General features: G+C 69.2%; 15 protein-coding genes. 5 read left to right on the forward strand and 10 right to left on the reverse strand.

Annotated elements, in window-relative coordinates; genetic code table 11:
- Positions 1–8 precede the first annotated feature (8 nt).
- Positions 9–872, reverse strand: coding sequence for a helix-turn-helix domain-containing protein (locus ACWEOI_RS26430; protein WP_357092801.1), 864 nt, complete (start codon positions 870–872; stop codon positions 9–11).
- A gap of 262 nt (positions 873–1134) precedes the next feature.
- Between ACWEOI_RS26430 and ACWEOI_RS26435 the strand changes: the two genes are divergently transcribed.
- Together ACWEOI_RS26435 and ACWEOI_RS26440 are read left to right on the forward strand one after the other, a co-directional pair.
- Complete coding sequence (locus tag ACWEOI_RS26435; RefSeq protein WP_379102218.1) at positions 1135–1494, forward strand: DUF4254 domain-containing protein; 360 nt, start codon at positions 1135–1137, stop codon at positions 1492–1494.
- A gap of 260 nt (positions 1495–1754) precedes the next feature.
- Entirely contained in the window at positions 1755–2117 is a 363-nt protein-coding gene (locus ACWEOI_RS26440) for a hypothetical protein (RefSeq protein ID WP_433672060.1), read from the forward strand.
- Positions 2118–2148: 31 nt separating this feature from the next.
- Here the strand turns inward: ACWEOI_RS26440 and ACWEOI_RS26445 are convergent, their stop codons facing one another.
- From ACWEOI_RS26445 to ACWEOI_RS26480, 8 genes are all read right to left on the reverse strand, one after another.
- Positions 2149–3789: a hypothetical protein gene (locus tag ACWEOI_RS26445; RefSeq protein ID WP_452361334.1), complete on the reverse strand. Its 1641-nt coding sequence runs from the start codon at positions 3787–3789 to the stop codon at positions 2149–2151.
- Between the two features lie 135 nt (positions 3790–3924).
- Positions 3925–4722 carry an ABC transporter permease gene (locus tag ACWEOI_RS26450; RefSeq protein WP_452361335.1) on the reverse strand — a complete coding sequence of 266 codons (798 nt, stop codon included), beginning with the start codon at positions 4720–4722 and terminating at the stop codon, positions 3925–3927.
- A 3-nt stretch (positions 4723–4725) separates the two neighbouring features.
- Positions 4726–5619, reverse strand: coding sequence for a 2-aminoethylphosphonate ABC transporter permease subunit (locus tag ACWEOI_RS26455; protein WP_452361336.1), 894 nt, complete (start codon positions 5617–5619; stop codon positions 4726–4728).
- Positions 5616–5792, reverse strand: a complete 177-nt coding sequence (locus tag ACWEOI_RS26460; RefSeq protein ID WP_433672063.1) for a hypothetical protein — start codon at positions 5790–5792, stop codon at positions 5616–5618. The genes ACWEOI_RS26455 and ACWEOI_RS26460 overlap by 4 nt, the downstream gene beginning before the upstream one ends.
- Positions 5789–6973, reverse strand: coding sequence for an ABC transporter ATP-binding protein (locus ACWEOI_RS26465; protein WP_452361337.1), 1185 nt, complete (start codon positions 6971–6973; stop codon positions 5789–5791). The genes ACWEOI_RS26460 and ACWEOI_RS26465 overlap by 4 nt, the downstream gene beginning before the upstream one ends.
- A 22-nt stretch (positions 6974–6995) precedes the next feature.
- On the reverse strand, positions 6996–8066 hold the full coding sequence (locus tag ACWEOI_RS26470; protein WP_452361338.1) for a 2-aminoethylphosphonate ABC transporter substrate-binding protein: 1071 nt from the start codon (positions 8064–8066) through the stop codon (positions 6996–6998).
- Between the two features lie 94 nt (positions 8067–8160).
- Positions 8161–8850 (reverse strand): phosphonatase-like hydrolase, encoded by a 690-nt coding sequence (locus tag ACWEOI_RS26475; RefSeq protein WP_433672066.1) that lies wholly within the window; start codon positions 8848–8850, stop codon positions 8161–8163.
- Between the two features lie 24 nt (positions 8851–8874).
- The gene (locus tag ACWEOI_RS26480) at positions 8875–9990 is read right to left on the reverse strand and encodes a TIGR03364 family FAD-dependent oxidoreductase (protein WP_452361339.1); all 1116 of its coding nucleotides are present in this window, start codon (positions 9988–9990) and stop codon (positions 8875–8877) included.
- Between the two features lie 97 nt (positions 9991–10087).
- On the opposite strand from ACWEOI_RS26480, the gene ACWEOI_RS26485 reads away from it, so the two are divergent.
- Complete coding sequence (locus ACWEOI_RS26485; protein ID WP_452361340.1) at positions 10088–10882, forward strand: GntR family transcriptional regulator; 795 nt, start codon at positions 10088–10090, stop codon at positions 10880–10882.
- An 8-nt stretch (positions 10883–10890) separates the two neighbouring features.
- Here the strand turns inward: ACWEOI_RS26485 and ACWEOI_RS26490 are convergent, their stop codons facing one another.
- Complete coding sequence (locus ACWEOI_RS26490; protein WP_433672068.1) at positions 10891–11904, reverse strand: Atu2307/SP_0267 family LLM class monooxygenase; 1014 nt, start codon at positions 11902–11904, stop codon at positions 10891–10893.
- Positions 11905–12033: 129 nt separating this feature from the next.
- Between ACWEOI_RS26490 and map the strand changes: the two genes are divergently transcribed.
- A complete protein-coding gene (map, locus tag ACWEOI_RS26495; protein ID WP_379101984.1) occupies positions 12034–12897 on the forward strand; it encodes a type I methionyl aminopeptidase in 864 nt (287 codons plus the stop codon).
- Positions 12894–13187: a hypothetical protein gene (locus ACWEOI_RS26500; protein ID WP_433672069.1), complete on the forward strand. Its 294-nt coding sequence runs from the start codon at positions 12894–12896 to the stop codon at positions 13185–13187. Before map ends, ACWEOI_RS26500 begins: the two co-directional genes overlap by 4 nt.
- Positions 13188–13192: the final 5 nt, after the last annotated feature.

A 13192-nucleotide genomic window follows, 5' to 3' on the forward strand; every position in this document is an offset into this window, starting at 1 on the left:
GTGGAAGATCAGCCGTTCAGGGCGTCCATCGTCTCCGAGATCATGGTGATCGAGTCGCGCGGGCTCAGCGCCATCGCCCGGAGCTGGTCGAACATCACCCCGTAGCGGCGCACCTCCGGGTGGCCCTCGATCAGCTCGTCGCTGGCGATCCCCTCCACGTACACCAGCTCCGGGTCGGCGGGGTCGGGGAAGTCGAGCAGGGTGAAGGAGCCCAGCATGCCCGGGTGCGCGCCGGCGTCGAAGGGCAGGATCTGCAGGATCACATTCCGCTTGTTGGTGTGGTCGAGCAGCTGACTGAACTGTTGGTTCATCACCTCGGGGCCGCCGACCATGCGGCGGATGACGGCCTCGTCGAGCACCACCCACAGCTCCAGCGGGTTGTCCTTGGTGAGCACCTTCGAGCGCTCCTGCCGAGCCCGAATCCGTTGCTCGATAACCTGATCCGACACCTTGGGCATGGTGGTCTGGTAGACCGCGCTGGCGTACGCCTCGGTCTGCAGCAGGCCGGGGACGTAGGTGGACTGGAAGAACCGCGCCGAGAGCGCCTCGGCCTCGAAGTTGATGTATGCGCCGTAGACCTCCGACACCGCGTCCTCGAAAGACCTTGCCATGCCTGGGCGTAACGCGTCGACCAGCAACTGCAAGGCATCTGAACGCCCGGGTTCGCCGATGCCGTAGAGGTCCAGCATGGCCGTCAGGGTGCGGCGCTGCGGCCTGGCCTGGGCGGTCTCGATCCGGTACAGCGTGGTGACGTTGATGCCGGTCTTGGCGCTGACCACTTCTTTGCTGAGCCCGGCGCTCTCCCGCATCTCGTGGAGCATCGCGGCGAGCCTCCGCAAACGGACAGTGAGCACGGTGCGCTTGCCTGCCATGACGACCCTTTCCCTTGGCGCACTTGCTAGAACGCAGTATTGCGTTCTTGCATTTGTAAGAGCATGATCCAGCTAGCCTATTCGTGAACAACCGATCCGATGACCGGTATAGCTGAATCCGGAGACCAATCATGTTGGTGCGATTAGTGATGCTGTCGGGTGCGTATAGGGAGTCTCGATGACCATGTCGATAGCCGGCGTTCTGCCGACCGCTCCGCAATTGCTGTGTGCGTTCCAAGGGAGGCGATTCCAAGATCGAGTATTGCTGCGGTCCGCGCACGCACTCGCCGAACTACACGAACGTCGCGCCCAGGTACGGGATCCCATGATGGTCAGCGAGATCGATTGCCGCCGCGGCGAACTCGTTGACGATATCAACGATTGGGTGGAGCAGGAACTGCCGCAGCACCGCAACGGCGCCACCATGCACACCGAGAGCCTGGGCGCCGTGGTGGACCGCATGGCCCGGAGCTGGGTCGAAGCCAACCAGGTGATCGATCACGAGGGCGCTTCCAGTGACAACACCCATAAACACTGGTACCACCTGGCCGAACTGGTTGACGGCTACACTGATCTCGTATTCGACGTGGCCGGTGGCCGCCGCCGTTTACCGGAACAGTGATTCCGAATGCATTGACACAATTGATGTATTGCCGCCGAATCGTTGATTCGTCCCGCCCGTAGACGGCGGGCGCAACGGGGCGCCCCGCCCGGCGTGCCGCGTGGTCGACTGGCGCGGCACGCCCGCCCTGAATTTCGTGCGAAGCGTTTAGAACCAACCGTCCGGTGTTTTATTCGTGCAGTCTTTCATTCACAGGGACTCGAATTCACGACCGTGCGAGTGAAATACGGCGTTCCGCACTATGAAGGGGGGAGTTCGACATGAATCCGGGCGAGGGCACCGCCACCGACCTGTATCGACGGGCCCGCACCGGCGACTTCCGGCTGGACGTCGCCACCGCGCGCCACTGCGCCGCAACCTTCCTGCGGTTCGCAGCCATGCTGGATCCGCAAATCGACCGCAGCCACCGTGTCCACACCCTCGGTGGCTTCGGCGATTTCACCTCCGCCCGGCAATTGCGGCGCGGCTTCGAACGCAAGGGCCGCGATCTGACCGGCACGCTCACCGCGCTGCGGAGCTCCGCCGAGGACATGGCCGCGGCCTATCTGCTCGCCGCGGGCCTCATCCGCGCCACCGACGACACCCATTCCCGCGCCCTCCTGGCCGCCGCCGCGGGTCTCTGACCCGCACCCCGATCGATCGAAAGCGGTTGGGTCAGCGCGGTTTCCAGTAGTTGTCGGGCCCCGCCAGTTGCAGGATGGTGCGTGAGGGCGCGTCCAGACTGGGCTGCAGCGAGGTGTCGACCTTCAGGTCGATCGACAGCGAGTACGCCTCGTACAGGTACCGGTACTGCCAGCGACCCCAGCTGGAATAGGTTGCGGCCCACAGGGTATCGAGATCGGACTGGCAGACGCTGGCGCCGATGCCCTGGGTGGGGCACCACACGTCCCAAGTCTGCTTCTGGCCCTTGAGGCTGGTGTAGATGGCCTCGGCCTCGGTGCTGGAGGGGAAGGCGAACACCTCCAGCGAGGTCATGAGCTTGTCGGACTTGTCGATGTAGGTGCCGGTCACCATCTGGACGCACTTGTTGGCCTGCAACGCGGTCTTCACGTTCTGCGACATATTGCTTGCGACGCAGTCCTTCACGCCGGAGGAGCGGCGGGTGAACACCACACCCTTGCTGTCGGTGAAGCTCGACGGGAGCAGGGCGTCGGCGGTGAACGGGGTCTTGTCGGTGCCCTGCTGGTTGAGGGTGGCCTTGTCGACCTCGGAGGTGCCGGAGGTGGACGGGGGCGTGGTGGCGGTGGTCGTCGTCGGTGCGGTGGTGGTGATGCTCGAGCCTTTGGCGTTGTCGGTGGTCTTGTCGTCGCCGGAGAGCACGACCACGCCCACGCCGATGGCGATGACGAGGACCCCCAGCAGGACGCCGAGGATCACCTTGAGCGCGGTATTGGTCGAATTCGGCTGGGGCGCACCTTGATACGTCACCAACGGCTGCGGCGCGGACCAACCGGTCGGTGAGGTGTGGGTCGGCGGCAATGGCGCCGTCGGCGAGCCGAAACCCGCCTGTGCCAGGTACACCGCCCGCAGCGTGTCGGCCCACTCCTGCGCGGACGGCCGCGCCTCGGGTCCGAACCCGCCATTGCCGAAGGCCCGGTCGAACAGCGCCCGCACCCGCGGATCGAGATCGGCCGGCACGCCACCCGGCTGCCACGGCGCGCCAGGCGGACCCGCACTGTCGGGCAACAAGGTTCGGTACAGCAGCGCCGCCAGGTCGTACCGATCCTTGTACCGATCGTGCGCCCGGTCGGCGGGCATCAGCCCGGCGGTGTCGATGAGATGGACCAGTGGCGCGGCGGGCTGCCACAGCACGTTCTCCGCCGAGAGATCCCCGTGGATCAGCTGCCGTTCCTCGAGCACCCGCACGACCTCGCACAGCCGAACCGCCAGTCCCGCACGGAGATACGGCGTGGTCTGCCCCGGCGCGGCCCACAGGTGATCCAGGGTGCGCGGCCTGCCGTCGGGTTGCAGATAGTCCCTGGGGATCAGCGGCAGGATCGCGCCGATCAGCGCCGCGTCGTGCCGGACGAGGTCGATCGGCCAGTTCACCGCCTCCGCGGCCCCGGACGCTCCGCCCGTGGTGGCGGCGAGCAGGGTCTGGCGCCCGAAAAGCATGGCCTGCCGGGCCCATTCGATCGCGTCCGGCGCGGTGACCGGCGTCCGGTAGAGCTTGTAGAGCCGCTGCTGCCCGCGTGGATCCCGGCAGAGGTACAGCACCGAGCGCGCGCCCGCGACATAGAAGGGTTCGCCGTCGACGTCGTAGGACTCGCCGGACAGACCTGTGACAACCACCATCGAACAGCCCCCGCCCGATAAATGAGTTCCAGGCGAGTTTACCGGCCCGGGCGTCGCCACGCCCGGGCCTCGACGCAAGACACCGCTGACCGTCCCCTCACGACCCGGTCAGCGGTGTGGGTGCGGCCGCGCCGTTCAGCGCAGTGCCGCACGTCCTTTCACGCGGCCCAGCAGTACCAGGGCGATGAGGGTGACCAGGACCAGCAGGGTGGTGCTGGCGGCGGCGTCGAAGACCGCGCCGCGGTCGGTGGCCGCGAAGATGCTCACCGGCAGCGTCTTCCAGGTGGCCGGGTACACCATGATGGTGGCGCCGAGTTCGCCCATGGACAGGGCGATGGCCAGGCCGGCCGCGGCCCCGAGGGCGGGCAGCAGCAGCGGCAGGGTGATGCGCAGCAGGACGCGCGCCGGTCCCGCACCGAGGGATTCGGCGGCCTGCCGGTAGCCCGGGTCGAGCCGGTCCAGGGCGGCGGAGACGCCGCTGAACGCGTACGCCAGCACCAGCACGGTGTGGGCCAGGATGACGATCCACTTGGTGCCGCCCAGCAGCAGCGGGCGCTCGTTGAAGGTGATGAGCACCCCGAGCCCGATCGCCACCGACGGCACCGCGACCGGTACGTGGAACACCGCGTCGGTGAGCCGCCGCAGCCACGCCGGGGCTTCCATCGCGGCCAGTGCCGCCCAGGTGCCGAGGATCAGCGAGAACAGGCTCGCCAGCAGCGCTGTCTGCAGACTGACGGAGAGGCTGGCGGACTCCTCGCCGGACAGCGCCCGATCGAAGTTGGCGAAGCCGAGATCCGAGGGCAGCGGCCCGGTCCAGTGCCCGGCCAGCGCCGCGGCCACCACGGTCGCGATGGGCGCGACGAACACCACCGTGACGACGATCCCGAAGACCGCGAGCACCGCGGCCCGCCCGCGTCGCGTCCACACCAGCATGGGTCAGCTCTCCTTGCGCGCGCCGGTGAGGCGCGCGAACAGCAGTCGGTATCCGAGGTACAGGCTCAGCGACAGCAGCACCTGCACCGAGGCCAGCACGGCCGCGCCGGGCAGGTCGAAGGTGACGATGCCGCGGGTGTAGATCAGCGCGGGCAGCGTGATCACGCCCTTGGCGCCGGTGAACAGCACGATGCCGAATTCGTTGAGCGTCAGCAGCAGCACCAGGCTGCCGCCCGCCGCCAGCGCGGGCCACGCCTCGGGCAGCACCACCTGCCGCAGCACCCGCCACGGCGAGGCCCCGAGGCTGGACGCCACATCCAGTTGCTCCCTGGGCAATTGGGCGAACGCCGCCAGCAGCGGGCGCACCACGAACGGCGTGAAGAAGGTGACCTCGGCCAGGATCACGCCCCACGGCGTGCTCAGGAAGTCCAGCACCGGCTCCGTGCCGCCGGTGATCTGGTTGATCAACGCGTTCACCGCGCCCGCCGTCCCGTACAGGAACGTGAACGCCAGCGTCACCAGGAACGACGGCAGCGTCAGCACCGAGTCGATGAGCCGCCCCACCACCTGCGACCCGGGAAACGGCACGAACGCCAGCACGATCGCCAGGAACGTCCCCAGCACCACGCACCCCGCGGTCGAGCTGACCGCGATGGTGACGGTGCGCCACAACGCATTCCGGAACGACTCCTCGGCCAGCACCTTCGACCAGGTCCCGGCCCCGCGCCCGGACGCGGTCTTCGTCGACTCGAGCAGCACCCGCACGATCGGATACACCGCGATCAGCAGCACGATGAGCACCGGCGGCAGCGTCCACCACACCGGCCGCCAGGATCGCGCGGGCCGATGCTGTTCGGGAGCGTCGGCCGCGGAGGGGGATTCGAGCAAGGCCGTCACGACGCCCTCCTGTCCCGGGCGGCGGCCACGCCGGCGAAGAGTTCCGACCACACATCGGTGGTCGGGGTGCGACGTCGGAAGGATGCGCGCCGGTCCCGATTCAACGGCGTGGATACCGGTGCGGCCTCGGTGAATTCGCCGGGCGTGCGGCAGGGCAGCGAGGTCGCGGTCATGCCCGCACCTCGGGGGAGTCGGCGGCCGCGGCGGTGCCGATGCCCGGCGGGATGAGTACGCCCGCCGGGTCGGCGAAGCGGACGCCGACGTGGTCGCCGGGGGCGATGTCGGTGTGGCCGAGGACGTCGGCGGCGAGTTCGGTGGGCAGACCCGCGACATCGAGGTGCAGGCGGGTCGAGGCGCCCTTCCAGACGCTGGTGATCACGGTGGCGCGCAACGCGTCTCGTTCGGTGAGCGGGACGATGCGGACGGTGTGGGGGCGGACGCAGAGCTGGGCTTCGGCGTTCGGGACCCAGTCGGGGCGGCCGATGCCGGGCGGCGGGGCGTCGGCGCGCAGCGTGTGCTCCCCGGCGGTCACCAGGGCCGCGGTGCCGGAGACGTGTTTGACCTCGCAGGCGATCAGGTTCGCGCCGCCGAGGAAGGAGGCGGTGAACTCGGTCGCGGGTCGCTGCCACAGGTTGTGGGCGGTGTCGATGTCGACCAGCCGGGCGTCGCGCATGACCGCGATGCGGTCGGCCAGCGCGAGCGCCTCGGACTGGTCGTGGGTGACGTACAGCATCGCCGTGTCGGGCAACGCTTGTCGCAGCTGCTGGAGTTCGCCCAGCATGTTCTGCCGCAGCTGGGCGTCCAGGGCGGCGAGCGGCTCGTCGAGCAGCAGCACCTTGGGCCGGATGGCCAGGGCGCGGGCGATGGCGACGCGCTGCTGCTGGCCGCCGGACAGTTCGCGCGGCAGCCGGTCGGCGTAGCCGCCCATGCCGACCATGTCGAGGGCTTCGGTGACGCGCCCCCCGATCTCGTTGCGCGCCACCCGATGTGCCTTCAGCCCGAAGGCCACATTGTCGCGCACCCGCATGTGCGGGAACAGCGCGTAGGACTGCACCACCACCCCGATCCCGCGCTTGGCGGGGGACAGGTCGGTGACGTCGCGGCCGGCCAGTCGCACCGCGCCCGAGGTGGGCCGGACGAAGCCGGCCAGTGCCTTGAGCGCGGTGGACTTGCCGGAGCCGCTGGGCCCGAGCAGCGCCACCGTTTCCCCCGCGGCGACGCGCAGGTTGAAATCGGCCAGTGCGACAGTCGATTTGCGACCGCGGCCGTAGGTGACCCCGACCCGGTCGAACACGATGGCCGGTTCGGCGGTGGTGTCGGTGACCACCGTGGATGTCGTCAACGCGGAGGACATGGCTGCTGCTCCTGTGGGTGGGTTAGCTACCGGTGGCCTTGGTGTAGGCCGCCAGGTCGGCGTCGAGGTCGTCGAGGACCTTGGTCCAGTCCGGGTGCACGATCTCGACGTTCTTGATCACCTGCGCGGGCGACTGCGTGCCGGCGGCGGACGGCGCGGCGTCCTTCAGCTCCTGACGGGCGGGCACCGCGTAGGAGTCCGGCAGGGACTTCTGCGCGTCGGCCGACAGCAGGAAGGTCATCAGCTTCTTGCCCGCGTCCGAGTGCGGCGCGCCCTTGGCCAGGCCCATCAGGTACGGCACCGCCACGGTGGACTGCTTGCCACCCGCCGCGGCCGGGAAGAAGACGTTGAACTTCGAGCCCTTCTCCTTCACGTTGGCCAGGTTCATCTGCACATCGCCGTTGGCGACCAGGATCTCGCCCTTGTCGACCTTGGCCTGCAGCTTGCCGGTGGAGGAGGACGGGCCGACATTGTTGGCCTGCAGCTTGCCCAGGTAGTCCAGCGCGCCCTGCTTGCCCATCAGCTGCTGCAGCAGGATCAGCACCGCGGTGCCGTCACCGGCCTGGCCGGGGGTGGAGTACTGCAGCTTGCCCTTGTACTCGGGCTTCAGCAGGTCGTCCCAGGTCAGCTTGGACGAATCGACCGAGGGGTTGGCGATGAAGCACAGGTAGTTGCCCGCCAGCGTCACCCACTTGCCGTTCGCGTCCTTGTCGGTGGCCGCGACGGCGGCGGTGTCGACGCCGCTGGCCTGCAGCAGACCCGACTTGTCGGCCTTCTGCATGAACGGCGGCAGCGTGACGACCACGTCGGCCTGCGGGTTGGACTGCTCCTTGTCGACGCGGCTCACGACCTCGGCGGAGCCGGCCTCGACCAGGTTGACCGCGATGCCGGTCTGGTCCTTGAACTTCGCGAACTGGGTCTTGTACCAGTCGCCGACACCGTCGGCGGAGTAGACGGTGACCGTCTTGTCCCCGGAGTCGCCGGCGCCGGTGCCGCCGCAGGCGGTCAGGCTGAAGGCGACCGCGGTGGCGGAGGTCAGGATCAGGGCGGTCCGGGCGATGGTGCGTGCGAGGCGGTTGTTCGGATTACGCACGGTGACTGCAACTTTCAGTTCAGGGGACGTGACGGATCGTAGGAACTGGGGGGTGATCCGCGGCCCGGCGAGGCGCGCCGGGCCGCGGAATTCTCTAGCCGCGCTCGGCGAGCAGCAGCCGCGCGAACTCGGTGACCGAGGGCAGCACGTGGGTCGCGCCCGCGGCCCGCAACTGCTCCTCGGTGTGCGCGCCGGTGAGCGTGCCCGCGACGATGCGCGCGCCCGCGGCCAGACCGGTGGCGATGTCGCTGGACGTATCGCCCAGCACCGCCACGCGATCCACGGCGTCGACCTCCAGGCGCAGCACCGCGGTCAGCACCATGTCCGGGTAGGGGCGGCCGCGACCGGCGTCCGAGGGCGCCAGGGTCAGATCCGCGATGTCGTTCCAGCCCAGCGCGTTCAGCAGCTTGTCCTGCGTCTCACGGCTGAACCCGGTGGTCAGCGCCACCTTGATCCCGGCGGCGCGCAACGCGGAAATGGCCTCCGCGGCACCGGGAATCGGGGCCACCCCGGACGCCTCGGCGAGCTCGGTGTAGGCGGTCTCGAAGGCGCGGTTGGCGGCCTGGGCGCGCTCCTCGTCGCCGAGCAGCGTGCGGAAGCACCAGATCTTGGACTGACCCATGGTGTCTCGCACGAACTTCCGGGCGGCCTCGCGCTCCGGGCCCTCGGCCGGCACGCCCGCGGCGGTGACGGCCACCTCGAACGCCTGCTCGACCAGCCCGTCGTCGGCCACGGTGGTGCCCGCCATGTCGAAGACGGCGAGTTCGATCTGCTTGTCGGACACGATGATTCCTTCGGTGAGGTTCGTTCAGAGCTCGAGCAGGTCGGCGGTCTGTTCGCCGAGCGCGGGGCCCAGCGTCATGCCGCGCCCACCCGGACCGGTGATGACCCAGACGCCGTCCGCGGCCTGCGCGCGGGTGACGATGGTGCCCGGATCGATGGACTGGCTGTACACGCCCGCCCAGCGCCGCACGATCGGCGGCAGCTTGCGGCCCAGCAGCTCCTCCATCACGCCGGTGAGGTGCTCGTAGGGGGCCTCGTCCACGTCGAAGGTGAACGGCTCGTCGTATTCGTGGGTGTCGCCGATGGTGAGCCCGCCGTGCAGGCGCTGCACGGCCAGCAGCTGCATCTTGTGCTGGGCGGCCGTGAACGGCTGCGCCTCTTCGCGATTGAGCCGGTCCAGTTCCGGCCCGGCGAAGGCCGGGTAGTAGCGGAAGCTGTCGCCGTCGGCGATGGCGGTGGTGAGCGGTTCGCCCAGGGGAGCGGTCTGCATCATCTGCAGCCGCACCCGGCGCACCGGGATATCGCCGACCAGTTCGCGGGTCAGGCCGGTGTGCGCCGCGCCCGGGCAGACCAGCACCAGGTCGCCCTCGTGACGGCGGCCGCGGTCGTCGATCACGGTGGTGCCGGTGACGGTGCGGGCCTCGGTGCCGGCGAAGAAGCTGTAGCGCCCGCTCGCCTCCATGTAGCGGCGCAGCGCGGGCAGCGCCTGCCGGGACTCCACGGCGGCATCGGTCGAACAGTGCAGGCCCGCGAGGAATTTGCCGCGCAACGCGGGGTTGAGCGCGCGCACCCGCTCCGGGTCGAGCAGTTCGAAGCCGCGTTCGGCGGCCGAGGGGTTCGCCACGGCGGCCTCGGCGACCGCGAGCTCGTTCTCGCTGCGGACCAGGGTGATGGAGCCCGCGGGCCGGAAGCCCACGCCCGGCACCTTGCCGCCGATCTCCTCCCACAGCTGCCGGGATCGCAGTGTGAGTTCCAGTTCGCTGGCGCTGCGTCCCGAGACCCACACCAGACCGAAGTTGCGCACGGTCGCCCCGCGCGCCTCCACCTCGCGTTCGAGGTGGACTACTTCGTGGCCGCGCCCGATGGCGGCGAGAGCGTGGGCGGTACCGAGGATCCCTCCGCCGATGATGACCAATCGCATGGTTGTCATCGTGGGCAATGGTCTAGACCTACGGGTGTTTCGTGTGGAAACGGTAGGTTAATAATTGGTATAGACCAATCTTGTGTACGCTGGGGGCATGGAGACGAGGGAGGCCGCCGGGGTGGAAGACCAGGCGGGGCCGGGCCGACCGGCGGCCGGAACATCCAGCGCGGCAACCGATTCCGCGTCCGCCGGGCGCGTGCCCAAGTCGTATCGGGTGCGCGCCGAGTTGGAGGCGCTGCTCGGTGAGCTCTCCGAGGGCGACCCGGTGCCGTCCGAGCGCGAACTCGCGCTGCGCTGCGGCGTCGCCCGCGAGACCGTGCGCCAGGCGGTGCGGGAACTGCTGGTGGAGGGGCGGATTCGCCGTCAGGGCCGCGGCACCGTGGTCTCGCGCCCGAAGATGGTGCAGCCCTTGTCCTTGCGCTCCTACACCGAGGGCGCGATCAAGTTCGGCCGCAAACCGGGCCGTCTGCTCGTCGACTGGTCCGACATCCCCGCCGACCCCGACACCGCCCACGATCTGGCCGTGAAACCGGGCACCCCGGTCATGCACCTGGAACGCATCCTGCTCGCCGACGGGGAACGCATCGGCCTGGAGAGCACCTGGATGCCGTTGCACCGCTTCGCCGTCCTGCGCGAGTTCTACGACCCGCAGACCTCGCTGTACGTCGCCACCCGCGGTATGGGCGTGGTGTACGCGGTCGCCACCGAGCGCATCGAGACGGTGCTGGCCTCCCCGCGCGAGGCCGCCCTGCTGGAATGCACGACGGCCCTGCCCATGCTGCTGCTGCACCGCCGCAGCGTGGACGGGGAAGGCGTGCCGATCGAACGCGTGCGCTCGCTGTACCGCGGCGACCGGATCGCCTTCCAGGCCAAGCTCACCGACTACTGAGCGCGCGATCAGCCCAGCTGCGGGGCCACTTTCGCACCCAGCAGCTCGATGCTGTGCAGCACCTTCTCGTGCGGCAGCGTGCCGACGCTGGTGTGCAGCATGAACCGATCCAGTCCGAGGGTGTCGCGCACGTCGGCGATCTTCTCGGCGACGTAGTCGGGCGTGCCCACGAACAGCGACCCGCTCTGCGACCGCAGCGCGTCGAACTGCTGCCGGGTCATCGGACCCCAGCCGCGCTCACGCCCGATGCCGGTCATGGCCCGCGCGTAGGACCCGTAGAAGTCCTCCACCGCCTGCTTGTCGGTGTCGGCGATGTAGCCGTGCGCGTGCACCGCCACCGGCTGCGGCTCGTGCCCGCCCTCGGCCAGCGCCCGGTGGTACAGGTCCACCAGCGGCTTGAACCGCGCCGGCTGCCCGCCGATGATGGCGATGGCCAGCGGCAGGCCCAGGAGTCCCGCGCGCACAACGGATTCGGGGCTGCCGCCGACGGCGATCCACACCGGCAGCGGCCGGTTCTCGGTGCGCGGATAGACGATGGCGTTGTCCAGCGGCGCGCGGAACTTGCCGGACCAGGTGACCGGTTCGTCCTCGCGGAGCTTCAGCAGCAGGGCGAGCTTCTCCTCGAAGAGCTCGTCGTAGTCGGCGAGGTCGTAGCCGAACAGCGGGAACGATTCGATGAACGAGCCACGCCCGGCCATCAATTCGGCGCGGCCGTTGGACAACCCGTCCAGGGTCGCGAAGTCCTGGTAGGCGCGGACCGGGTCGGCGGAGCTGAGCACGGTGACCGCGCTGGTGAGCTGGATGCGCTCGGTCCGCGAGGCGATGGCGGCCAGCACGACCGCGGGGGAGGAGGCGGCGAAGTCCGCGCGGTGATGCTCGCCGACGCCGTACACGTGCAGCCCGGCCCGCTCGGTGGCCACGGCCTCCTCGACCACCTGCCGCAGGCGTTCGCCCGCGGTCGGCACCGGCCCGTCGCCGCCGACGGGATGCGTTTCGGCGAATGTCGTCAGTCCCAGTTCCACGGCCGTTGCCCTTCTCGAGTTTTGTTGCCAAGTCAACCGACAGGATAAACGGACCGTGGTCCGGAAGAATTCCCGCGTGCCCCGGACCTGGGAATCCCACCATTCGGACCGGCAGATAGTCTGGTACCCATGTCTGTGCGCACCCGCAAGCCCCTCGCACCCGGCACGCAGTCGCCCATTCGCGAGGTCCCCAAGAACATCGAACGGCCGGAGTACGTCTGGAAGAAGACGGTCAACGAAGGCCGCGAACCCTGGGTGCAGACCGCGGAGACCATCGACAAGATGCGGATCGCGGGCAAGATCGCCGCGCAGGCCCTGGAAGAGGCGGGCAAGGCCGTCGCGCCGGGCGTCACCACCGACGAGCTCGACCGGATCGCCCACGAGTACATGCTCGACCACGGCGCGTACCCGTCGACCCTGGGCTACAAGGGATTTCCCAAGTCCTGCTGCACCTCGCTGAACGAGGTCATCTGCCACGGCATCCCCGACTCGACCGTGATCGAGGACGGTGACATCGTCAATATCGACGTCACCGCCTACATCCACGGCGTGCACGGCGACACCAACAAGACCTTCCTCGCCGGTGACGTGGACGAGGAGGTGCGCCTGCTGGTCGAGCGCACCGAGGAGGCCACCAAGCGGGCCATCAAGGCGGTCAAGCCGGGGCGCGCGCTCAATGTGATCGGCCGCGTCATCGAGGCCTACGCCAACCGCTTCGGTTACGGTGTGGTCCGTGACTTCACCGGCCACGGCGTCGGCCCCACCTTCCACTCCGGCCTGGTCATCCTGCACTACGACCAGCCGGCCGTGGAGTCGGTCATCGAGCCGGGCATGACCTTCACCATCGAGCCCATGATCAATCTGGGCGGTATCGACTACGAGATCTGGGACGACGGCTGGACCGTGGTCACCAAGGACCGCAAGTGGACCGCCCAGTTCGAGCACACACTCGTCGTCACCGACGAGGGCGCAGAGATCCTGACGCTGCCGTGAAAATCGCCATGCCCCAGCGGGGCGTCACCACGCGCGGCATCGGCTCCCGCGGCCCTCGCCGCAAGCCCTCCCGTGTCCTCCCCCCGAACCCTCGCGACGAGGGTCTGGGCGCCCTGCGCGCCACCATGCGCCGCCACGTCGAGCTCTCCGCCGGTCGGCCGGTGGACGACGCCGAGAACCGGGACGTCGTCGCCGACACCCGCGGCGATTACGACAACCGCGACGCCTACACCAGCAGCGGCCGCGACCACTACGTCTACCGCCCGCGGGCGGAGTACAGCACGCGGTGAGTCGG

It is taken from the genome of Nocardia sp. NPDC004340 (genome assembly GCF_053602575.1).

Bases quoted from the DNA above. Each gene is read 5' to 3' on its own strand.
- ACWEOI_RS26440 (WP_433672060.1), top strand. From the start codon at position 1,755: ATGAATCCGGGCGAGGGCACCGCCACCGACCTGTATCGACGGGCCCGC.
- ACWEOI_RS26465 (WP_452361337.1), bottom strand. From the start codon at position 6,973: ATGTCCTCCGCGTTGACGACATCCACGGTGGTCACCGACACCACCGCC.
- ACWEOI_RS26460 (WP_433672063.1), bottom strand. From the start codon at position 5,792: ATGACCGCGACCTCGCTGCCCTGCCGCACGCCCGGCGAATTCACCGAG.
- ACWEOI_RS26450 (WP_452361335.1), bottom strand. From the start codon at position 4,722: ATGCTGGTGTGGACGCGACGCGGGCGGGCCGCGGTGCTCGCGGTCTTC.
- ACWEOI_RS26430 (WP_357092801.1), bottom strand. From the start codon at position 872: ATGGCAGGCAAGCGCACCGTGCTCACTGTCCGTTTGCGGAGGCTCGCC.
- map (WP_379101984.1), top strand. From the start codon at position 12,034: ATGTCTGTGCGCACCCGCAAGCCCCTCGCACCCGGCACGCAGTCGCCC.
- ACWEOI_RS26485 (WP_452361340.1), top strand. From the start codon at position 10,088: ATGGAGACGAGGGAGGCCGCCGGGGTGGAAGACCAGGCGGGGCCGGGC.
- ACWEOI_RS26480 (WP_452361339.1), bottom strand. From the start codon at position 9,990: ATGCGATTGGTCATCATCGGCGGAGGGATCCTCGGTACCGCCCACGCT.
- ACWEOI_RS26445 (WP_452361334.1), bottom strand. From the start codon at position 3,789: ATGGTGGTTGTCACAGGTCTGTCCGGCGAGTCCTACGACGTCGACGGC.